The organism is Thermosynechococcus sp. B3, assembly GCF_030323045.1.
Taxonomy (GTDB): domain Bacteria; phylum Cyanobacteriota; class Cyanobacteriia; order Thermosynechococcales; family Thermosynechococcaceae; genus Thermosynechococcus.
This window is the reverse complement of sequence record NZ_CP097584.1, coordinates 1,156,570-1,179,279: the sequence shown is the minus strand read 5'-3', so window position 1 is coordinate 1,179,279 and position 22,710 is coordinate 1,156,570. Positions and strand designations below refer to the sequence as shown.

Genomic DNA, 22,710 nt, shown 5'->3' with positions numbered 1-22,710 from the left:
CTTGAGAATGAGGTTGTAGGGTCTGATGTTACGCGCGGGAATTGTCGGCCTACCGAATGTGGGCAAATCAACGCTGTTTAATGCCCTTGTGGCCAATGCCAAGGCCGAGGCGGCCAATTTTCCGTTTTGTACGATTGAACCCAATGTCGGTGTGGTGGCCGTCCCCGATGAACGGCTGGATGTATTGGCAAAAATTTCCCAATCAGCGCAGATCGTGCCGACACGGGTAGAGTTTGTGGATATTGCGGGTTTGGTGAAGGGAGCCAGCAAAGGGGAAGGATTGGGCAACCAGTTCTTGGCCAATATTCGCGAGGTGGATGCCATTGTGCACGTGGTGCGCTGCTTTGAAGATGAGGATATTGTCCACGTGGCAGGTCGCGTCAATCCTGTCGAGGATATTGCGGTCATTAACTTAGAACTTGCCCTTGCGGATTTAGCGCAAATTGAAAAACGGATTGAACGTACCCGTAAGGCAGCGCGATCGCAAAAAGAGGCACAGATTGAACTCACGGCTCTTGAAAAGCTCCTTGGCGTGCTCAATGAGGGACAGCCTGCTCGTCTGTGTCAACTGACGGAGGACGAAGAAGCCGCCATTCGCTTTCTGGGATTGCTCACCCGTAAGCCCGTGATCTATGCCGCTAATGTGGCTGAGCAGGATTTGGCCACTGGCAATGAATGGACAGCGGCGGTTCAGGAGATTGCCCAGCAGGAGGGGGCGGAGGTGGTGATTGTCTCTGCTCAGGTGGAGGCTGAACTTGTGGATTTGCCCGAGGGCGATCGCGCTGAATATCTTGCTAGCTTGGGGGTCACTGAAGGGGGCTTGCGATCGCTGATTCGCTCAACCTACAAGTTGCTGGGTCTGCAAACCTTTTTTACTACAGGGCCTAAGGAAACTCGAGCCTGGACGATTCCAGCGGGTGCCAAAGCCCCCCAAGCCGCAGGCGTTATTCACAGTGACTTTGAGCGGGGTTTTATTCGCGCTGAGACGGTGAGCTACGCAGACCTAGTGGCCTGTCAGTCCATGACGGTGGCTAAGGAAAAAGGCCTAGTCCGCAGTGAAGGTAAAGATTATGTTGTGCAGGAGGGGGATGTGATGCTCTTCCGCTTTAATGTTTAGCCCCTCCTGATTGGATGACAAGTTTATAGCAACGTTCCGACAATGGGGTAAACCAAGGGGGGCACAATTATGGCCATCGCCACCCCCACCGCTGCGATCGCGCTGAGCAGAACCGCACCAGCGGCACAATCCTTGGCAATGCGAGCGAGATCATGATATTGCTTACCAACGGTGAGATCCACCACCGCTTCAAGAGCCGTATTCAGCAGCTCTAGCCCCATGACAACACCAATCGTGAGCAAAATCACTGCCACCTCAACGGGGGGAAGTTTTAGCAAACCACTGAGGGCGATCGCGCTAAGACCAACTGCGGTGTGAATCCGAAAATTGCGCTGAGTTTGAAAGGCATAGACCACTCCCGCCCATGCATAACGGAAACTATTCAGTAAAGAGGGCGCCACACGGTAGGAGCGCTGTCGCAGTATGGTTATCCCTGATGTTTTCTCAGCGTAGGTGGCAAGAACTTTTTGTGTCATAACGTTACCCATCACACCAAACATTGGTCTTTAAGTGTTGACGCTGGATTCCATACACCTTAAAAAGTTTTTCAAAAAATTTGGCTGTTAACGCCTTCCATTTAAGCACATCCTTTGGGATTTCGTTCCTATGGATCATCGGGAGAATAGGGAGGGGCAAGACCCACTGCCCTAAGACACTCAGCCTGCTGGGCAAGCATGCGCGCCAATTGCGTCTCATCGGGATGATCCCAGCCCAAAAGATGGAGGAGGCCATGGCAAGCCAGCCAAGTCACTTCTATGGATAGAGAATACCCCCCTTCTCTGGCTTGCTTTCGGGCGGTGTCGCCAGAAATAATAATGTCCCCTAGGTACTCTGGTTCTGCAGGGGGCAGAGGAAGCCCGTAGTCACGGGTGGCAAAGGCGAGTACATCCGTAGGGGTGTCGCGATCGCGATACTGATAATTAAGCACCTGAATTTCAGCATCCGTCGTTAAACGCAGTGTTACCTCATAGGCCTTACCTTGGTTTGGTTCAACCATGGCAATCCACGTGCGAAACCACACTTGCCAAGGAAGTTCTGCCACCTCATTGCTCAGGGAAGGATCGTGAAGTTCTAGATAGACGGTAACCGTCATTTGTTTTTGCTGTGTTCTCACTAGCGGGTGAGGTAGGACAAGCCCACCAACAACGCCAACAGACCGATACTGGTGAGGGCAAAATGGGTCAGAGATTTGCCCCCCTTGCGTACCATGTTCCGCATGGCCAATTTGACATAACTGGGCTGCTCGACAGGGGAGGGCGTGGGTTCTGGGGACTCGCTCATGGGATTTCACTGCTATGGGCAATCTTCATGAATTTTAACAAAGGGTGCTTGACTTCAGTAGCGCGATCGCGGGCAATGATTGGCCACCGATTGCACTAGCCCCAAACCAATATAGGTTGCCAAAAGGGCAGAACGGCCATAGCTGAGGAAGGGCAAGGGAATACCCGTCACAGGAAATAGGTTCATGGTCATGCCGATATTGACCACCGCTTGGAACATCAGCATTGCAAAGAGACCAATGGCTAGGAGCGAGCCAAAATCATTGCGGGCGCTATTGGCAATTTGCAATAGCCGCAGGCCAATCAACCAAAACAGTCCTAAAACCAGCAGCCCCCCCAAAAAGCCTAATTCCTCACCGATGGCGGAGAAAATAAAGTCCGTGTGCTGCTCAGGGATAAACCCCAATTGTGTCTGCGTGCCGTGAAACAGCCCTCGCCCCCACAGTCCACCCGCACCAATGGCAATGCGGGATTGGATCAGGTGATAGCCCGCCCCCAAGGGATCCTTATCGGGATCTAAAAACATTAAGAGGCGGTCTTTTTGGTAGTCCTTGAGAACACTCCACAGCAATTGACCCAGTCCTGCCCCTGAAAGGTTCAGAACAATGCCGCCGATCGCCCCAATCCACCCCAAGGGCAGGTTTTGCCATGCCACAACCCCCATCCCTAATGTCCACAGGAACCACAGCACCAGATTGAGTGCATAGGGCAGCGGTAGGGCAAAGAGAATGGCCGCCACCAAAGGAGAGAGCATCAGCACAATCCAGCCCAAACGGGCATTGGCCCAATAGAGCATGCCCAAGGTGATGGCGCCAAAGACAAGGGAGGTCCCCAAATCAGGTTCGGATAAAATCAACCCTAGGGGCAAGACCGTTGCCGCAAACACCCGTAGAATACCCCTGAGGCCATTGGCAGGCACCCGCTGGAGAAGGGCAGCTTGGGTGAGGATGATCGAGATTTTGGCAAATTCTGAAGGCTGGAGGTTAAAGCCCGCAATGGGCAGCCAACTTTGGGCACCGTTAGCTTCCACACCAAATAAGCTCACAGCCAGTAGAAGGGCACAACTGATACCATAGACCCACCAATGGACTGAGATAAAGACCGATGTCGGCACCCGTGCCAGTAGGAAAAGCAAAATCGTCCCCACGCCCGCGATCGCCAGATGTTGGAAGCCATCCTTTTCGCCAATGTGCAGCTCGGCACTGTGAATGGCCACTGCCCCCAACAGCGTAATCAGCCATACGGCAATTAAAAGGAGCCAATCCATCCCCCGCCAAGGGTGGAGCCAAGCAGACCAGCGGCGTTGCCATAGCCGAGTTGTCCAAAACATCGCCCAATATCCTTCGTTCGCACTAGGCTGGAACAGTGGTGGTTTGATCAAGATTCCCATTCTAGCTTGAGTGGATCCATGCTTCGGTGGCGACAGGGTTGGTCAAGGCTTTTGTGGTCAATTTCGGGGCGGCTGCTGCTGGTGATGCTGCTGATTTCCCTATTACCGATGGGGATGGTGGTGCTCTACAACCAAACTGAAAGCGCTGAAATGATGAAGCGTTGGGAAATTGATGCCCTGCAACTGCTGGCGATCAGCAAAGCCCGTTCCCTTGATCAGCTGTTTCAGGATGCCCTCAATGATGCTCTCTTGGTAGCCAATGACAGTGACGTACGGTATTTCCTGAGGCGTGGGAGCCATAGTGCCATCGAGCAAGCGACGATGAATAACTTCCTCGAAGATGTCAAGAACCTGAACCCAGCCTATTATCAGGTGATTCTCCTCAACCGTGAGGGCCAAGCGATCGCAGGGACACGGCGTACCCGTCTGGGGCTAGACTACAAGAACACCCCCCTCTGGCAGCAGTCGGCAACAGCAGACTACTTCATTTCTCGGGTCAAAATCAATAGCGCGATCACTGAGCGACCCCTGTTTGTTGTCTTCCAAACGATTATTGATAGCAATAATGAACGATTGGGAGCAGTTCTACTACCTCTACAAGCGACCGCAGTCAAAGACATCGTGACCTACCTAGTGCCCGATATTCACGGTGAATCTTTTCTCATTGATGATCACGGTCTGATTCTGAGCACCACAAATCCTTACCTGAATTTGCATAGCATTGAACCACTCCCCCCCGAGATTCGCGACCAATATTTTCTCTTGACATCACCTCAACCCATTCCCACAGTGGCAGATCGCAGCTACACCTTGCGCAATGTCTTTCTCAAGGCCAAATCAAAAGAGGTCGGTGCTCTCCTCGCCAGTCGTTCTTCCGGAGGCGATGCCGATTATATCTATGCCTATGCGCCCCTGACCCGTCATCAGGGCGTTGTTGTGGTCAGTGTACGGTTGAGCGAGTTTCTAGCGCCCTTAGAGCGGTTGGCGACCCAAGGTTTCCTCAGTCTTTTCTTTGTTGGTGTTGGGGTCATTCTCATTTCCCTGATTGTGGCTCGTTCGATTACTAAGCCGATTCGTGCCCTTGTCAGTGCTGCCCACGCCCTCAAGCATGACCAGTTTAACGAGTTTAATCCCAGAGTTCTCAGGCACTATGCTCAAGGGAGTGATGATATGGCAGAACTTGCCCAAGTCTTTTTGGACATGGCACAGGCGGTAGAGCAGCGCCAAGATCAACTGGAGGAGGAACTGAGTGAACTAAAAATCGAAATTGACCAAGAAAAGCGAAAGAAATCCGTTGCCGAAATTACCAGCACCGACTACTTTCAAGAACTGCGCCAACGGGCACAACAATTGCGCCAAAGGGCCCATACCAAATCTCCCACTCCTGCCACACATCCACAGATAGGGCATACTGAGGGTGAAGCACGCAAAGATGAGCCACCCCTGCCAACATGAGCTTTCCTGCGCCGACTTTGGCTGAATTGCCCTTCCATCCCTACATTGATGGTTCAGGTCGGGTAGCACCGGATCTTAAGGGGGCGATCGGTCTCTATGCCATTTTTGATGCCACTGGCAGCGTACAGTATATTGGCTATTCGCGGGATATGCGACTGAGTTTGCTGCAACACCTTGTGCGTTGTCCGCAGCAGTGTCGTGGCTATAAGGCGATCGCCATCGAACGTCCCGATCGCCCGTGGCTAGAAGCTGTAAAACAACAGTGGCTAGCGGAATTGGGAACCGTCCCCCTCGGCAACGATCGCGATCGCCCCCAGTGGGAAAATGCCATTGATGTCAGGGAGCAAATGACCGAGGCCGAACGCACTGCATGGGCAAGTGCCGATCCATTGACGCAACCGAAACTGCTAAAACAGGTGGCGCGGCGGGTTGAAGCAGCAATTCTAGAACAGCTAAAGCAGCGATCGCTACAGGAGCCGCTGGTCTTTAACGCCAAACTGAAGGAAAGTGGACGGCTGGACCTCAAATGATGACTTCTCCCCCCCTGACCTCTAGCCAAATCTGGCAAATCAATCAACTTCTGCGCCAAGCGGGGCAGCGGGCACGGCAACTGGCACAGCAACCCTTTGAGGTCATTGAAAAGGGACGCCAAGACTTTGCCACCAGTATTGATCGCTTCTTGGATCGGCTGCTAAGTCAGAAATTTCGCGCTTGGTTTCCTGAGGATGGCATCATCAGCGAAGAAAATGCTGACTCCCAAGCGATCTTTCAAGAACCGAAAAATCGCTACTGGCTGATTGATCCCCTCGATGGCACGGATGATCTGATTCACCATCGCCAAGGTTACGCCCTCATGGTGGGCCTGCTGGCGCACTACAGTCCAGTGGCGGGTTGGATCTATGCTCCCAATCTGGATCACCTCTACTATGGCGGTAAAGATTGGGGACTCTTTCAGATGAGCAGTGGTGGCCCCCCTGTCCCCCTCTTACCCGTTTGCCCGCCCTCTCCTAATGAAGACCATTGCCCGATCATGATTGGCTATCGCGACTACCGCACCTACGGCGATGCAATTCATCGGGTGTTGCCCCAAGTGGAATTTCGCTTTCTGGGCAGTTTTGGTCTCAAGGTGATTGAAGTGATTTTGGGACGGGCGGGACTCTACCTCTACTTAAATCAGCGGGTGAAGCTCTGGGACACCACCGCCCCCTTGGCTTTAGCAACGGCAGCAGGTTTGGTGTGCACCGACTTGCAGGGAAATCCCTTGCGCTTTGATGCTACGGGGTTACAGGGACAGACCCTTGCCCATCAGCAACCAATTCTCATTGGCTGGCCAGAGTATATCGCTGCCTTGCGATCGCCCTTGGTGGAGGCGATTACCGCCGTTCAACTGTCCCTTGGCTCTACCTAGAATCCCTGAGAAATAGGCTATCGTGGGGCTAGAGTCTGCTTGGAGGCATCCCGATGGGGCGCTGGCACAGTTGGTCATTGGTAGGAATGGCGATCGCCACCGTCCATATTGCTCAGCCTTTTCCGGCTCAAGGGGTGAGCGTTACAGAAGTTGCCCGCATTGCCAAAAATATCACCGTGCTCATTGAAGGTGCCAACAGCCACGGCTCAGGTATCCTACTGCAGCGCAAGGGCAGTACCTACGTTATCCTCACCGCCTACCATGTGGTTGAAAAGGCCGGCCAGTACACGGTGAAAACGGTTGATGGTCAGCGCTATGCCATGCGACCCAATTCCATTCGTCGCTTGCCCGGCGTTGATCTGGCCACGCTGGAAATTGAAAGCAACCGCGATTACACCCTTGCCACACTGGGAAACTCCGTAGAGGCAGTGGAGGGCATGCCCGTTTTTGTGGCTGGTTTTCCTGCTCAGGAGGCCTCGGTTCTGGGGGGCATTTATCAATTTACCGAGGGGCGGTTGACGGCCAATGCCTCGCGTCCGATTCAAGATGGCTATGCCTTGGTCTATAGCAATCCCACCTTGCCGGGGATGAGTGGCGGCCCTGTCCTCGATGAAAATGGCCGTTTAATTGGGGTTCATGGCAGTGCCGATATTGCTTCTACCCTTGTGCAGGAGGGCAGTGGCTCCAGTACTGTCTTTGTGAAACGCGGCTTTAATCTCGGCATTCCCATCAATACCTACTTGAGTTTGGCCACACCGTCGCGGGAAACCACGGCTCTGCCTGCCCCGACCCCCCTGAAAGCAGCGGACTATTTCCTCGCCGCTGAGGAGCACTTCCAACGCAAGAATTTTGCCGCCGCCATTGACAACTATACCCAGGCGATCGCCCTCAATCCCAACTACAGTGAAGCCTATCTGGGACGCGCCGTAGCGCAAATGTTTGCCCTTGTGCCTCACCAAGACTTTAATCAGCTCGGTGAAGAACTGGGAACCAAGTACCTGAGTCGTCTGACCCAAGGTAACCCTATTCTCAAGGATGCCTTTCCCCCCAACCCGCCCACCCCGATGCTGGATACGTTTGTCCGCAATATGGCTGAACGCCCCAGCACGATTCAGCAGGACATTGCCAAGGCGATCGCCCTCAATCCCCAGTACACCGAAGCCTATGGCATCCGTAGCTTTTTGAATTTGCTCCTCGGCAACTTTGGTACTGCCGTTGCGGATAGCGATCGCGCCCTTGCCCTCAGTCCCAACAACAGCGATCTACAGATGATTCAATCCTTGGCGCTGTTTCTCAGTGGCGATTTTCGCCGCAGTATCCCCGTGTTTGATCGTCTCATTGCCGCCAATCCCAAGAGCACCGACTATCATTTGCTGCGGGGAATTGCGGCTTTTCTCATGGGAGATTATGCCCTCAGTCGCCCCAGTTGGACGGCCTTGACGCAACTCACCCCCAAAGATCCCATCCCCTTTGCGGTGCGGGGTGTAACGTATCTCCTTGAACAGAACTCCAAAGCGAGCCTACCGGATCTGCGCCAAGCCGCTGAACTCTATCGCCAACAGGGGAATATGCAGTCCTACAACGAAATGATGGACGCAATTCGTCAGATTGAGAACCGCTAGCGTTGCCACTGCTGCAAGAGCCAACGACCCAAACGAATCAGGTGTTCTTCAATCCAGAGAAACAGGCGATCGCACCACAGCAGCAGCCGTTCAAACCAGTGGAGTTCATAGCCAATCAGGGCAGCATCCACATCAAGAATTAACTGCTCTGGATTTGGAGGGACACTGGTGGCCGCAGTTTCTGAGGGTGGCGAATGGGCTAGGGAATCAGAGCGACTGCCTAGGCTAAGAAGGGTCTCCACGGGAGAAAAGACTGGCAAAGGATCCGTAGCCGCCAATAGCGGTGAATTTACGGCTGCCACCACTGGGGGTTGGAATCCCCCTAGCCAATAGGAGAGTTGACTCAGCCAGTTTGGGAAGGGCAGCTTGAAGGGATTGAGATGGCGTTCAATCCAAGCCAGAACTTGCGCCTGTTGGGTGGGGCTGAGGGTGTAAAGAATGGTGTTATCCGTGCCAATGAGCACCATCTGCTGGGTTTCTAGGAGAGTCGCAATCCCCTGTACCCGCACTTGGGACAGCGTATTTTTGCGGCCGAAGGGAAGGCGCGATCGCAACCAGCGGAGGGCAGCGGTTAGGGGAGACACCGTGGGTAGGACTAAATCCCCTTCACTAGCACCTGTTAACTGAAGTTGCCCTAGAAAATTGCCCACCAAACAGGACGGTGGGTTAGAGCCTGCTTTGAGCGATCGCTGCTGCCAACCCCAGAGCCAGTGATGCCGTCGCCGATACCACTGCCGAACGTGCTGATAGTACGCTGCCAAGGCATAGGCAATGTGTTGCTCAATTTGCTGCTGTTCTGTGGCGGTGAAGATTTTCAAGGGACGGGCAGCCTCATCCACAAGCAATAGGGATTTTGCGGCGCGATCGCAGGCAAGGTAAAAGGGTTGCCGCTGTGCCAAAGGTGCATCCTGTGGTGGTAACGTCTTGGACGGGGGTTGAAACCAGCGCTGCCACCAAGTCAGTGGGCGGGCAATGGGGGCGATCGCCACCACCCAAGAGTCATCCTCCCCTTTCGTCAGGGAGAGGGCAGACATCACACTTAACAACGCTTCATCGGCAGGGGGTGCCGCTGTGGGTTGCGCTAGGAGGCGTTGACGCATTCGAGAGACGCTGCCCATGAGTTGGGGGAGTCCCCGCTGCCAAACCTGTGCCAGAATGGCGCCAATCACCTGCAGCGTGCCACTGAGGCTGCTTTCAATTTGCCATAGTTGGCGTTGCCAGTGTTGCCGCCAACGGTGCCATTGCTGTTGCCAAAAGCTCAAGAAGCGACTCTGATAGGAAACTGCCATCGCAGCTTTGGGGGTAGAGGAATATAAAACTAGATTACCGTTCTGATGTGCTCAATAGGCACCTAGTATTGATCCCGTTTACCCCGCAACCGTGTAAAGGTCTGGAGGGGGGTGGTTGCCCCCACTGCTGCTTGAATGGTGCTGACTTCACAGCGTAAAAAAGGATTCGTTGCCTTTTCAACGCCAATCGTACTGGGAATCGTGCTTTTTCCTTGGGCGCGATCGCGACAGACTTGAGCATAGCGCTCTTGCAGGGCAGGATTATTGGCATCCACTGTCAGGGCAAAGCTGAGGTTCTTTTGGGTATATTCGTGGGCACACCAGACCCGCGTTTGCTCCGGCAATTGCCGCAGTCGATTCAAAGACTCCAACATCTGTGCCGGTGTCCCCTCAAAAAGACGACCACAGCCACCGCCAAAGAGGGTATCACCGCAAAACAGATCGCCCGTTGCTGGCCCATAGTAGGCAATGTGACCGCGGGTATGGCCGGGAACAAACAACACCTCAAAAGCATGTTCGCCAAAGGGCACGCGATCGCCGGCACTAAGAAAAACCGTTTGCTCTGGAATGCGGCCTTGATCTTCGCGGCTGCCATAGACTTCGATATTGGGGAAGCGCGATCGCAGGGCACGATTGGCACCCACATGATCCCAGTGGTGGTGGGTATTGAAGATCGCCGTCAGTGTTGCTCTCAATTCCGCTAATTTGGCAAGAACAGGTTCTGGCTCTGCCGGATCCACCACTGCCGCTGTCCCCGTTTGCGGATCATGGAGCAAAAAAATGTAGTTATCTGTAAGGGCATTGAGGCGATAAATCATCATGGCCGTTGTTCCCGTACCCAGCGTCGCCAATTTTTCTCTGCCTCTACCTCATCCATTTTGGCCTCTGCCAAGAAGCGATAAAGGCATTCCTTGGGCACCCATGGAAATAAAGGGGAGCGATCGCACCCTTGATAGCATCCGTCCCACAACTGGAAAATTTGCCATTCCCGACCATTGTACCGCCATAGCTCCGGTACCCCCAAGGCCGCATACAGCTGGTTTTTATCGATATCGGTATGGGTCATGTCCACCTCAATCACTAAATCAGGCGGTGGATCAATGATCAGATCAATGCTGCGGCCAGCCACCTGTGGTTGATGGTAGATGTAATAGGCATTATCTGGTTCTGCTCCTCGCTTCAGATCCGGTCGCCACAGGGCTGTTGAGCGCAGCGATCGCAGCCGCAGTCCTGTTTCCACCACCAGAATGCGCAAAAATAGACCCATTAGCTCACTGGCAAACTCATGCTCTTCAAGGGGCATCGTAATTTCAAGGATTCCGCAATCAAATATCAAGTGGGCAGCACGGGTTTGCGGCAGAGCATTAAGAATCTCTTGGTACTGCTGCCAAGTGAGGCCGTGGAGGGTGACACGCTGTTCGCCCGTAGTTGTGGTTAGGGTTTTCATGGCAAATCCCCTATGACTTTGGTATCAGCTTCCTGCCTGTGGCACACAAATCAATGAGTTCACAGCCTTCGCACTGGGGTTGGCGCGCTTGGCAAACCGCCCGCCCATGGTAAATCAAGCGAATTGACCAGTTTTCCCAATCGGGCTGGGGAATCAGGCGCATTAAGTCCCGCTCAATTTTCACGGGATCCGTTTCTTGGGTCAGCCCCAACCGCCGACTCAGCCGCTTGACATGGGTATCCACCGTCACTCCCCCCAAAATGCCGTAGCCATGGGCAAGAACCACATTGGCAGTTTTCCGCGCCACCCCCGGCAGTGAAAGCAAATCTTCCATCACCTTGGGCACTTGACCCCCATAGACTTCGACAATGCGGCGGCAGGCGCCTTGAATATGGCGGGCTTTATTGCGATAAAAACCAGTGGACTTGATGTACTGTTCTAGCTCAGCCAAATCAGCCATGGCAAAGTCCTCGGCATCACGATAGCGAGCAAACAGTGCCGGGGTGACTTGATTCACCCGCTCATCCGTGCATTGGGCAGAGAGAATCGTGGCTACCAGCAGTTGCAGCGGATTGGCAAAGTTGAGGCTACAGGTGGCATCCGGATAGAGGCGCTTGAGGCGGGTGAGAATTTCCAAGGCCCGTTGTTGCTTGGCCGCAAGACGACGGGTAATCGCCATAGAAGCCCTTAAAAGAGTTGCTGCACCCAGCCCAAGCCCGTGAGGTTCACGGTGTCCCGCACGATGAGGAACATCCCCAGTCCAAGGAGCAACACCAGCCCCGTTTGCATGACGCCCTCTTGAATGCGATTGGGTAAGGGGCGACCCCGCAGCGCTTCCACCAGTAAAAAGAGCAGTTGACCGCCGTCAAGGGCTGGAAAGGGCAGAATATTGATAATTGCAAGGTTAATACTGATCAAGGCGGTAAAGGTAAAGAGCTGTTCAGCATTGGAGCGGGCAATATCCGCGCCCATCGCTACGATCGCCACCGGTCCTGAGACCTGTTGAGCCGCTTGATCAAAATGCTGGAAAAGTTCGCGAAACCCCTCTAGGGTCAGCACAACCACCCGCTGAAACTCCGCTGCTGCCGCCGTGACTAATTTAATCGGGTTTAAGGTGTGTTCGCGGTAAATGTCGGCATGGGGGGCTAATTGAACGCCAATCCGGGCTTGACCATCCTCACTCACCTCTGGCGTGACGGTAATCTCTTGGATGTGCCCTTGACGTTGAATCGTCAGTGTCAGGGGTTGCTGCGGATGCTGCTGAATGGCTCGCATCAGGTTTGGTAAGCTATTGGCATCGGCACCCAAGGGTTGGCCATCCACGGCTAAAACCAAGTCCCCCGGCTGAATGCCCGCTCTGGTGGCCACAAGACTACTTTCGGGGACAAGGGCGGGAATGAGGACACCCTCATAGTAGGTGGCCTGACTAATGCCCATGACGCCCACTTGCACCAGCAGTAGCAAATAGGCAAAGACCAAGTTGGCAATCACCCCCGCGCTGATGACAATGGCGCGATCCAAAATCGGCCGGTTGCTCAGGAGATTGGGATCGTTGGCGGGAACGCTGCTATTGGGGTCATCGTCTGGGAATCCCACATAGCCCCCTAGGGGAATCAGGCGCAGGGCGTACTCCGTATCCTTGCCTTGAAACTTCCAGAGGATCGGGCCAAACCCAATAGAAAAGCGGTTGACATGAATGCCTTGGCTGCGGGCAGCGATAAAGTGCCCCCACTCATGGACAAAAATCAAGATTCCCAAGATGGCGATCGCCACCACGACTGCAACCATGGACATAGATTCAACCCAGTGCTACGCTGCGAATTGTTAACTCCCTTTTATTGTGACACCGAACTTCCCCTTGGATCGGTGATCTCGCCACAGCCCCTTGCATAATTTTTCAAACTTGTGCGATATATTGCAAAAATGCAACAAAGTGGCATGATAAGTAATTATTCTTAGTGGACGCTCCTGAGAGAGACCCATACAAACGTGCTATTTGAGACCTCAACGTTAAAGGGAATTTTCTACAATGTCTTTATTTGATTGGTTTGCAAATCGCCGTAAAGAAACCGCCTTGACCCCCATGCAGCCAGAGCGGGAGATCGCTGATGGTCTTTGGACAAAGTGCGAAGCCTGTGGCATCATGATCTACAGCAAAGATCTGCATAGCCATCAACTGGTGTGCCCAGAGTGCGGCCATCACCATCGCGTCAGCAGTAGTGAGCGTATCCAACAACTGATTGACCCCCACACATGGCGCCCCCTCGATGAAAATTTGGTCAGTTGTGACCCCTTGCAATTTAAGGATCGCAAGCCCTATAGCGATCGCCTGCGGGAGTATCAAGAGAAAACCGGTCTCAAGGATGCCGTACAAACCGGCCTCGGCCAACTGGAGGGGCTGCCGGTTGCCTTAGGGGTGATGGACTTTGCCTTCATGGGCGGTAGCATGGGCAGCGTGGTCGGCGAGAAAATCACCCGCCTGATTGAACGGGCCACTTGGGAGCAGATTCCCCTTGTGATTGTCTGTGCCTCTGGCGGTGCCCGCATGCAAGAAGGGATGCTCAGCTTGGTGCAAATGGCGAAAACGGCTGCTGCCCTCGAACGGCATCGCAGTGCAGGTCTGCTTTATATCCCCGTCTTGACCCATCCCACTGCTGGGGGCGTGACGGCTAGCTTTGCCATGTTAGGGGATATTATTATTGCCGAGCCAAAAGCAACGATCGCCTTTGCGGGGCGGCGGGTTATTGAGCAAACGCTGCGGGAAAAACTCCCCGATGACTTCCAAACCGCCGAATTTGTCCAGAAATGCGGCTTTGTGGATGTGATTGTGCCGCGGACTCACCTGAAGTCAACTTTGGCACAGTTAATTCGTTTACATCAACCGGTGACGCGTCATGTTTCCTCGACCCTGCTGCCCAAATCATTTCCTGTGATGGCAATGGCTGAGGAATAACAGCAGCAACCCCCAGATCAAGGGTTGTCCTAGGGCGATCGCTATACAATAGGGGATACCGCTCCCACACCGCAAGGGGTGGTCGTCACTGTGCTGTCTTTGCTGGCTCATCTGCTCTAATGCCTACCGCTCAAACTGATCAAAACCTCAAACTTTGGTGGGGCGTTCTCTATCCTGCCTATACCGATCACCCCATTTTGGCTGTCCCCAACCGTAACTCTGAGGGAACTGTGTTTGAGCAGGACACCAATCCTCCCAATGCCGCCGCTTTTTTTGACCCACAGCACCGCTACCAACGCTGGGATCACCGTTACGCCTGTGATTTGCCCCAACTGGTACAGGACCTACAGCCTGAGGAACCGACGCTCTTAGAAGCCCTCCGCGAAACGGCTCAGGATTGGGCACAGGGGTTAAACATTCTCGACCCCAGTGTGGTCATTCCCCATTTGCAAGCTCAATACCCTGACCTCAGTGCGGTGGCGATCGCCTACCTTGCCTTGCACCTTGTCTATCCCGAAACCATTCCAGCCATTCACGATGCGTGGCTAGATACCGTTTCCACAAGCAACTTACCGGCCAACTACTGCCACGGCATTATTCTCGACTACAATCACACAGCGCGCCCTCTGCAAGATGTCTGGCAAGACGACAACATTTCCGATGGGCAAATTTTTCAGTACCTAGAGGACATGATTGAGCTGTGGAAGACTCTAGAACCGTGGCACTGCCATTATTCCTTGCTCACAGTTAGGAATTTAGCCGTCAACCCTGACGATCAATTGCGGCTGCATCAACTGGACTTCACCTTGCCCTTAGTGAAAACCTTTGAGCGACCCACGCCACCCCCCAGCCTCGTTACTGTTTGGGAAGAGTTATTTCGCCATGCCTCTAGTCGTCGTCAAGCCGTTTTTATGCCGCTCTTGGTCTCCTTGAGCACGGCTCCTCTGGAGAAAATCTCAGAAATTCAGATGTTGCTCGACTCTCTCGCCTCCACCCTGCGCAATGAACCTCTGCCAGACTTTGAGGAGGAGACAGGTGAAAGTACGGGTGACTTGATTAATGAACTGCCAGACATCACCCTCTCATCAGAATCACCAGAAGAGGATCATACCGCTATTGAGGATGCACCCACTGCCCTCTTACCGCGGCAACTGGTTCAAGTGGATGTTGCTGCCCAGACAGACACCGGGCGCGATCGCCACCACAACGAGGATTTTTACCTGATTGATCATCGGCAGCAAGTGCGTCTCACCCCCCAAGGGCAGCAGTTGGATGTTCAGGGACTTTACGTGCTCTGTGACGGCATGGGGGGGCATGCAGAAGGTGAAATTGCCAGTTCCCTTGCCACTAAAACTATTCACGAATACTTTGAACAGACATGGCCGTGGCAGGGAGAACTCCCTAGCGCTGAAGAGGTTCGCAAGGCCATTTACCGTGCCAATGAAGTCATTTTTGCCACTAATGATCAAAAAGGGAAAACCGGCAGTGGCCGCATGGGGACAACGCTGGTCATGGCTCTAGTGCATAACTACCACCTACGCCTTGGCCATGTCGGTGATAGTCGCATTTACCGCTTTACCAAACGTCAAGGACTGCAACAACTCACCATTGATCACGAAGTCGGTCAACGTCTTATCCAACAGGGGGTCGAGCCGGAGATTGCCTATGGCCGCCCCGATGCCTACCAACTCACCCAAGCCCTCGGCCCTCGCAACAATGAGGCCATCTACCCAGAAGTCATCGACCTAGACATCGAAGAAGATACCCTGGTTTTACTTTGCTCCGATGGTCTGTCCGATAATCGCTGCCTTGAAACCCATATCATTAGCCACTTAGTCCCGATGCTCGACTTTAGTATCCCCCTCAGTCAGTCGCTCCATAAATTGATTGATATGGGGAATCAAGTCAATGGCCACGATAACTTGACGGCGATCGCCCTCCGCTTCAAATTGCGCTCTGTTCTTAATGCCCTATTTTAGACAGTACCCGCACCAGACACTTTGCCAAGTGGCACATTGCCTTGATTGCACTTAAAATAGTCCCTGAGGATAAAACTATCCTCATTAGCAAGTTTTTTTACATAACGTCATATGAATTCTCAATGCTTAACAAAAGTGTTGCCCTACAGCTGGGTGATCCTGACTAGCTTGACCTCTTTTCTTGGTACACCCGCCCTTGCTGAAATTACCCCCGCTCCCAATGCCACTGGCACCACCGTAGAAACCGTCAACCATCAGTTCAACATTGGTGGCGGACAACGTTCTGCCGATGGCCAAAACCTTTTTCACCTGTTTCGTGATTTCAATGTCCAGCAGGGGCAAATCGCCAACTTTCTTTCTACCCCGCAAATTCGCAACATTCTTGCTGGCGTCAATGGTGGCAGTGCTAGTTATATCAACGGCGTGCTGCAAGTTACAGGCGGAAACAGTCATCTCTACCTCCTGAATCCTGCAGGTATTGTTTTTGGTCCGAATGCGCAGTTGAATCTACCAGCGGCATTCCATGCCTCGACAGCCCAGCGCGTTCACTTTGGCAATGGCCTCTTTGATCTCAATGGTTCAAACACCTACAGCCAACTCAATGGCTCCCCGATTGGCTTTGAATTTGCTAATAGAGGCATCCTAATTAATGAAGGCAATCTTAGGGTGAATGCTGGTCAATCCCTGACCTTGATGGCGCATCAGGTGATCAATACAGGTACCCTTGGCGCAACGGGGGGCACGGTCAATGTTGTGGCGGTACCTGAATCAGGTCTGGTGCGCATTTCCCAAGAGGGCATGCTCCTCAGTCTAGAGATTCCCAAAGAGCGATTGCCCGCCGCAGGCATTATTCAGCCAATTGATCTCCCGACGTTACTCACAGGGGGTAATGGCTATCCTGCCGTCAATAGCGTGATTCAAAATCCAGATGGCACGATTCATTTGGTTCACGACAGTACCAAGATTCCCCTAACCACAAATACAGCAGTCATTGGCGGCACGATTGATGTGAGTCATACCACCGGCGCCGGGGGTAAAATCACCATTGCTGGCCAAGGCAGTAATATTGCTCTGATTAATGCTCAACTGAATGCTGCGGGTAATACAGGGGGCGGCACAATTCTCATTGGTGGTGACTACCTAGGGGGAACAACTGGAACCGGCCGTCTAGAGAGCAGCTTCAATGCACAAAACCTTTTTGTTAATGCCGGTACTCTTTTGAATGCTGATGCCACCCATCAGGGTAACGGGGGCACAATTATCAATTGGGCAGAGCACAACACGCGTTTTTATGGCCAGATCAGTAGCCGTGGCGGTGCCCTTGGGGGAGATGGCGGCTTTGTCGAAGTTTCCAGCAAACAGTTTCTGGATTTTCAAGGCAGAGTCGATACCACTGCCCTAAATGGCAACACAGGAACATTATTACTTGATCCAACAGACATATATATCAGTAATAGCATGTATGATTTGAACATTACTTCCTCTTCGCCCTTTAAAGCATTATCAAACTTTCCTTCAGTTTCTGTGTTAACTATAGGAACGCTGTTATCAGCACTCAATTCCACAAACGTTGTGATAACAACAGACAGTACTGCAAATTCTACTGGGAATATCTATGTAGAAACCTCAATTTCCAGCAGCTCGACAAACTCACTCACGCTACAGGCTGATAATGATATCATCATCGGCTACCCCATCTCGCTTCAGGGGAGCTTGGTATTACAAGCACAGGGAGTGATTCAAAATCAATCATCCTTCAATAATCCAATTAATATCAGTGCAGCAAACATTAGTGCCAATGCTCCCATACAAACTAATGGCGCCAATATCACCCTCCAAGCTAGTGGCAATATCTTCCTTCCTTCTAGTGGCAATGTTCTCAGTACATCAGGTGGAAGTATTAATCTACAGAGTAGTGGGGGTACGATTTCCCTTGGAGGTTTAGTTAATGCATCTGCAGGCAGTATCCAATTCAGTGGTAACACAACTCTACTAAACTCAACGAGCTTTTCAGGGAAAAATATTACATTCAATGGCAATATCAATGGCAATCATTCTTTGAATATTGACTCAACAGGTCAAACCGCCGTTTCAGGAACAGTCAACACTGCAAGTCTAAGCATCAATGCTCTTGGTAATATTCAGTTGAACAATGTCACCACTAGTTCAGATATTAGTCTAGACTCTGTACTTAAGATTACTGCTGGTAATTTGCAAGTAACTCAAAGTAGTGGTACTATCGGCGTAGTTGCTTTTAATGACATCACTCTCGGCAACCTAATCAGTGCAGGCGGAGCGATCGCAGTCTTTTCAGGAAGCGGGGGTATTTCAACTGGCAATATCAACAGCAACGGTGGTTTTGTTTATCTTGATTCCATAACTGACATAACAACTGGTAATATCACGACTCGCGGGGGTGATTTGGCTGCTGTTGCCTACAGGGGTGCTTTAACAACAGGTAATATCAATACAGCTGGCAGTGGTGGCAATGTTACACTGTTTGCGCCTACGATTACGACGGGTGATATCTTCACCAACGGTGGTAACTTCTTAGCTTGGACTGGTGATTTCCCTATTCCAACCTCTAGAGGTACGATTGATCCAATTCCGGATGATGATTTAACACTGCCTGATCTATTCACTAATCTCCAGACAATACCCAGCGGCAACTTAACGCTGGGCCATTTGATGACCGGTGGTGGGGATGTCAACCTAAGGGGAGGCAATCTAGTTTTCAACTGGATTAATGCTGGGGCGGGCAGTGTTGATATTTATGCGCAAAATTCACTGCGTGGCTTGGGTACGTTTGTTTTCAATGGTGTACCTACCACGGTATGGGGTGACTCAGTGAATATTTTTATCAACAATGCCACTCCATTTTTAGTGGGCAATTCCGAAACGAATGGAACTGCAGGGGCAATTCAAGCCGAGGGATCGATTATTCCTGTACCCAAAACGCTTTTAGGTCTTGTGGAGGTCGGAAATATCCGTTTTGAAAATACAGCTCAAAATGTTGTCGATAGCAGCTTGATTTCTCCTGAAGAAGCCAATCCACTATTAGAACCCCCTACACCAGTCATCCCAGAACCCCTTAAAGTACCCAGCGTTCCCCCTGAAATTCTCTTAACTAGAGATATCGAGACTGCCCTAGCTAGCAATAACATTGAAGGTGCACTGGCGTTACTCGATCTACGGGGCTGTCTAGAAGTTAGCAGTTATCTAGAACGTACCTGTGATAGGCAGGATTTCTCCCTTGAGGATTTGCAGGCAGCCCTCAATGAAATTGCCAAGCAAACAGGTAAAAAGCCAGCTGTCATTTACACCCTAGCCCGGCCTGACCAATTTGATCTCATCTTGGTTACCCTAGAGGGGAGGCCGCTTTATACACCGCTGCAGGGAGTGGGGCGTCAACAGTTATTAAAAACAGTGGATACTTTTATTAACAGGGTGCGTGATCCACGCCTGATCAATACCCGTACTTACCTACCGGCGGCACAACAGCTTTACCAATGGTTGATTGACCCTTTGCGTGCTAAATTGAATGCCCAGGGCATTGACACACTGGTCTTTGTTCTAGACAGTGGTATGCGTAGCATTCCCTTGGCAGCGCTCCATGATGGTCAAAACTTTCTTGTAGAGCAATTTAGCACGGCACTGGTTCCCAGTATAAGGCTCATGGATATTCGCTACCGCAGTATTCAACAGGAACCCATCTTGGCAATGGGGGCATCGGAATTCCCGGATCAGTCCCCCTTGCCGATGGCGCCCCTAGAGGTGGCGCAGATTGTTAAAAACCTAGGAGGAGGTCAAGCCTTTCTCAATGAGGCCTTTACAATTGCCAATTTTAGACAACAGCGCCGTCAAGGACTCTACCCTGTAATCCATTTGGCCACTCACGCTGAGTTTCAACCAGGAGCTGCAGAAAATTCCTACATTGCTTTTAGGGATGGGCGATTGAATCTTTTGCAGTTCCAAGGCTTACAGCTTAACCGTCCCCAAGCAGAATTTTTGACCCTCAGTGCCTGCCGCACGGCGGTTGGAGATTTGGATGCAGAACTGGGGTTTGCGGGTCTGGCGGTACAGGCGGGGGCGAAGTCGGTGCTGGCCAGTTTGTGGTATGTCAGCGATGAGGGGACGTTGGCGCTGATGACTACTTTCTACGATTTGTTAAATACGGTACCCATTAAGGCCGAGGCGCTACGGCAAGCGCAGCTAGCGATGCTGCGCGGCAATATTCGCATCCAGGACAATGAACTGCAAACAATTCGTGGCCGCATCCCGTTACCCCCAGAAGTTACCCAAGGGGCTGGTCGTCGTTCCCTCGATCATCCCTACTACTGGGCTGCTTTTACAATGGTAGGGGTTCCATGGTAGGGATAAACTAACGCTCGAGACGGGCAGTAGCAAAAATTTCTTCCAAAATCTCTGAGGCTCCCTGTTCCCGCAGCTTCAAAGCAAGGCGCGTCCCCAGTTCTTCGGCTGTGGCGGCATCTCCTGTAAGACTGTCCTTGACAAGGCGTTGGCCATCGAGACTGGCGACCAATCCTGTGAGGGTGAGTTGACCATTCTCAATCACCGTATGCACCCCAATGGGCACTTGACAGCCCCCTTCCAATTGCCGTAGGAAGGCTCGCTCTGCTAGGCAACGGGCTGCTGTTTCTGGATGTTCAAGGGTCTTGACCAAGGCTAAAATGTCAGCATCGTCGGCGCGGCATTCAATGCCCAAGGCGCCCTGACCCACGGCATAAAGGGAGACTGTTGCGGGTAAGACTTGGCTAATGCGATCGCCAAAGCCCAAACGCCGCAGGCCAGCCACCGCCAAAATCAAGGCATCGTATTCCCCAGCATCTAATTTGGCCAAGCGAGTATTTAGATTGCCCCGCACATCCTTAAACGTGAGATGGGGGTAGTGGTGGCGCAACTGTGCCAAGCGACGCAGTGACGAAGTACCAATGACCGTGCCTTCAGGTAGGGTATCAATGGTGTGTCCTGTCCATTTTGCACCTAAAATAAGGGCATCTGCTGGGTCTTCCCGCTCAGTAATCGCGCCTAAAACTAAACCATCGGGCAACTTGGTGGGTAAGTCCTTGAGGGAGTGAACGGCCAAATCGGTCTCACCCCGCAGCATTGAGAGTTCTAGCTCTTTGGTAAAGAGGCCTTTATCGCCAATTTTGGCAAGGGCGACATCAAGGATATTGTCTCCTTGGGTGGTCATGGTCACCACCTCAAAGGCGCGATCGCGATAGTGGGCTTGCAGTTGCGCCTGTACCCATTCCGTTTGCACGAGAGCCAGTTGACTTTTGCGGGAACCAATGCGAACCGGACGGGATGAGGTGGCAATCATAGCGTTGAGTGTGCAGCGGACAGCATCCAGCCATTATAGGTTGCGGGGATCCCAAGGGGCAAGATCAGGCATTTTAGGGGTGAGTACAAGCAGCAATAATCCCTGCCGCGCCACCAGAGACCACTTGAATGGGGACCCCTAGTGCTTCCTCCACAGTGGCTAAAGGCACATCATCGAGAAAAACGGGTTCATCGTGCTTGAGCATCAGACTGGGCAGAAGCAGGCGATCGCCCAAGGGTTTGCCCTTCAGGTGATAGATCAAATCATGGCCGGTTAATAGCCCTGTCACGGACATCTGCTGTCCCCAATAGTCGCTAGCGAGGGCATAGAGATCAAGGCGCAGGTTCTCAATTTGGTTAAGGCGAGCCACCAAGGGTGCAAAGGCCTGTTCCACGGTATTACCCACCACCCAACTCAGATGACGCGGCTGCGGTAAGCGTTGGGGAAGCTGTTGGGCGTGAAGCTCAAACTCTTCTAAAAACAGGCGAATCGTTCCCACGCCATTACTGAGTTGCGGATAGTCCTGATAGTGGGCGGCGGGGGGTAAGGGCGATCCGGCAATCAAGAACCATTCATCTGCTAGCCAAGCAAAGGGGGTTTGCCACTGCTGTTCAAACCGCCGTTGGAGCGCCTGTACCCATTGAATCACCGCTTGGGCATGATCAGGGGTGACGGGAATCAGTTCATCCTCAGCAGGGCGAAAGCGGGTCAGTCCCACGGGCACCACCGCCACCGAGAGCACGGTTGGCTCTTCAGGATCATAGAACTGGGCTAAATCCCGCAGTGTTTGCTCGAGGCACTCGCCGTCATTAATCCCCGGACAGACAACCACTTGGGCATGGAGTTGCAGCCGTTGCTCTTGAAACCAGCGAATCTGTTGCAGAATTTCCCCCGCCCGTGGATTTTTCAGTAGGCGTTGGCGAACACTGGCTACTGTGGCATGGACAGAGACATAGAGGGGGGAAAGGCGCAAGCGGGCAATGCGTTGCCATTCTGAGGGAAGCAGGTTCGTCAGGGTAATGTAGCTGCCGTAGAGGAAGCTGAGGCGGTAGTCGTCATCCTTGGCGTAGAGGCTTTCCCGTTTGCCGGGGGGCTGCTGATCAATAAAACAAAAAGGGCAGCGATTGTTGCACTGCATCAACCCATCAAAGAGGGCAGTGGTAAACTCCAGTCCTAAATCTTCATCAATGTCTTTTTCAATTTCGAGAACGTAGGTTTGGCCGTCTTTGCCCAGTATTTCGAGGGTGAGGTATTCCTCGGCACAGAGAAACCGATAATCAATCAAATCGCGGGGGCGATCGCCATTAATGGCCACCAACGCATCACCGGGTTCAAATCCCAACTCAGCGGCAATAGAGCCGGGTTCCACAGCAGCTACAACAGCCGGGCGAAGGGCGCGATCGCTCATGGTTGATTCTTGAAAAGA

General features: G+C 52.5%; 19 protein-coding genes. 8 read left to right on the top strand and 11 right to left on the bottom strand.

Features of this window, described 5'->3' with window-relative positions; all coding sequences use genetic code 11:
- The first annotated feature begins 25 nt into the window (after positions 1-25).
- Entirely contained in the window at positions 26-1,117 is a 1,092-nt protein-coding gene (ychF, locus tag M0646_RS05985) for a redox-regulated ATPase YchF (RefSeq protein ID WP_286627033.1), read from the top strand.
- A 23-nt stretch (positions 1,118-1,140) separates the two neighbouring features.
- Here ychF and M0646_RS05980 read toward each other — a convergent pair whose 3' ends face one another.
- The 4 genes from M0646_RS05980 to rodA all read right to left on the bottom strand — a co-directional run bounded on the left by M0646_RS05980 (position 1,141) and on the right by rodA (position 3,727).
- Complete coding sequence (locus tag M0646_RS05980) at positions 1,141-1,593, bottom strand: diacylglycerol kinase family protein (RefSeq protein WP_286649963.1); 453 nt, start codon at positions 1,591-1,593, stop codon at positions 1,141-1,143.
- A 128-nt stretch (positions 1,594-1,721) separates the two neighbouring features.
- The gene (ybeY, locus tag M0646_RS05975) at positions 1,722-2,210 is read right to left on the bottom strand and encodes an rRNA maturation RNase YbeY (RefSeq protein ID WP_286627029.1); all 489 of its coding nucleotides are present in this window, start codon (positions 2,208-2,210) and stop codon (positions 1,722-1,724) included.
- 20 nt (positions 2,211-2,230) lie between these two features.
- On the bottom strand, positions 2,231-2,398 hold the full coding sequence (locus M0646_RS05970) for a DUF3285 domain-containing protein (RefSeq protein WP_149819048.1): 168 nt from the start codon (positions 2,396-2,398) through the stop codon (positions 2,231-2,233).
- A 54-nt stretch (positions 2,399-2,452) separates the two neighbouring features.
- Complete coding sequence (gene rodA / locus M0646_RS05965) at positions 2,453-3,727, bottom strand: rod shape-determining protein RodA (RefSeq protein WP_286627028.1); 1,275 nt, start codon at positions 3,725-3,727, stop codon at positions 2,453-2,455.
- A gap of 78 nt (positions 3,728-3,805) precedes the next feature.
- On the opposite strand from rodA, the gene M0646_RS05960 reads away from it, so the two are divergent.
- Genes M0646_RS05960 through M0646_RS05945 form a run of 4 tightly spaced genes read left to right on the top strand, consistent with a single transcriptional unit; the run spans position 3,806 to position 8,272 of the window.
- Positions 3,806-5,242, top strand: a complete 1,437-nt coding sequence (locus tag M0646_RS05960) for a cache domain-containing protein (RefSeq protein ID WP_286627026.1) — start codon at positions 3,806-3,808, stop codon at positions 5,240-5,242.
- Positions 5,239-5,772 carry a GIY-YIG nuclease family protein gene (locus M0646_RS05955; RefSeq protein ID WP_286627024.1) on the top strand — a complete coding sequence of 178 codons (534 nt, stop codon included), beginning with the start codon at positions 5,239-5,241 and terminating at the stop codon, positions 5,770-5,772. Before M0646_RS05960 ends, M0646_RS05955 begins: the two co-directional genes overlap by 4 nt.
- The gene (locus M0646_RS05950; RefSeq protein ID WP_286649962.1) at positions 5,769-6,650 is read left to right on the top strand and encodes a 3'(2'),5'-bisphosphate nucleotidase CysQ; all 882 of its coding nucleotides are present in this window, start codon (positions 5,769-5,771) and stop codon (positions 6,648-6,650) included. Before M0646_RS05955 ends, M0646_RS05950 begins: the two co-directional genes overlap by 4 nt.
- Positions 6,651-6,703: 53 nt before the next feature.
- A complete protein-coding gene (locus M0646_RS05945) occupies positions 6,704-8,272 on the top strand; it encodes a serine protease (RefSeq protein ID WP_286649961.1) in 1,569 nt (522 codons plus the stop codon).
- Here M0646_RS05945 and M0646_RS05940 read toward each other — a convergent pair.
- The 5 genes from M0646_RS05940 to rseP form a co-directional block, all read right to left on the bottom strand.
- On the bottom strand, positions 8,269-9,561 hold the full coding sequence (locus M0646_RS05940) for a hypothetical protein (protein ID WP_286649960.1): 1,293 nt from the start codon (positions 9,559-9,561) through the stop codon (positions 8,269-8,271). The two genes, M0646_RS05945 and M0646_RS05940, sit on opposite strands and share 4 nt — an antisense overlap.
- 62 nt (positions 9,562-9,623) lie before the next feature.
- Complete coding sequence (gene gloB, locus M0646_RS05935; RefSeq protein ID WP_286649994.1) at positions 9,624-10,382, bottom strand: hydroxyacylglutathione hydrolase; 759 nt, start codon at positions 10,380-10,382, stop codon at positions 9,624-9,626.
- Positions 10,379-11,008 carry a Uma2 family endonuclease gene (locus tag M0646_RS05930; protein WP_286649959.1) on the bottom strand — a complete coding sequence of 210 codons (630 nt, stop codon included), beginning with the start codon at positions 11,006-11,008 and terminating at the stop codon, positions 10,379-10,381. Before M0646_RS05930 ends, gloB begins: the two co-directional genes overlap by 4 nt.
- A gap of 10 nt (positions 11,009-11,018) precedes the next feature.
- Entirely contained in the window at positions 11,019-11,687 is a 669-nt protein-coding gene (gene nth / locus M0646_RS05925; RefSeq protein ID WP_149819035.1) for an endonuclease III, read from the bottom strand.
- Between the two features lie 8 nt (positions 11,688-11,695).
- Entirely contained in the window at positions 11,696-12,802 is a 1,107-nt protein-coding gene (gene rseP, locus M0646_RS05920; RefSeq protein ID WP_286627016.1) for an RIP metalloprotease RseP, read from the bottom strand.
- Positions 12,803-13,037: 235 nt separating this feature from the next.
- On the opposite strand from rseP, the gene accD reads away from it, so the two are divergent.
- From accD to M0646_RS05905, 3 genes are all read left to right on the top strand, one after another.
- Positions 13,038-13,961 (top strand): acetyl-CoA carboxylase, carboxyltransferase subunit beta, encoded by a 924-nt coding sequence (gene accD / locus M0646_RS05915; protein WP_149819033.1) that lies wholly within the window; start codon positions 13,038-13,040, stop codon positions 13,959-13,961.
- Between the two features lie 119 nt (positions 13,962-14,080).
- A complete protein-coding gene (locus M0646_RS05910) occupies positions 14,081-15,940 on the top strand; it encodes a serine/threonine phosphatase (protein WP_286627014.1) in 1,860 nt (619 codons plus the stop codon).
- Between the two features lie 111 nt (positions 15,941-16,051).
- On the top strand, positions 16,052-20,314 hold the full coding sequence (locus M0646_RS05905; RefSeq protein WP_286627013.1) for a CHAT domain-containing protein: 4,263 nt from the start codon (positions 16,052-16,054) through the stop codon (positions 20,312-20,314).
- A gap of 7 nt (positions 20,315-20,321) precedes the next feature.
- Here M0646_RS05905 and hemC read toward each other — a convergent pair whose 3' ends face one another.
- A complete protein-coding gene (gene hemC / locus M0646_RS05900) occupies positions 20,322-21,284 on the bottom strand; it encodes a hydroxymethylbilane synthase (protein ID WP_149819026.1) in 963 nt (320 codons plus the stop codon).
- 73 nt (positions 21,285-21,357) lie between these two features.
- A complete protein-coding gene (locus tag M0646_RS05895) occupies positions 21,358-22,692 on the bottom strand; it encodes a TIGR03279 family radical SAM protein (RefSeq protein ID WP_286627012.1) in 1,335 nt (444 codons plus the stop codon).
- Positions 22,693-22,710: the final 18 nt, after the last annotated feature.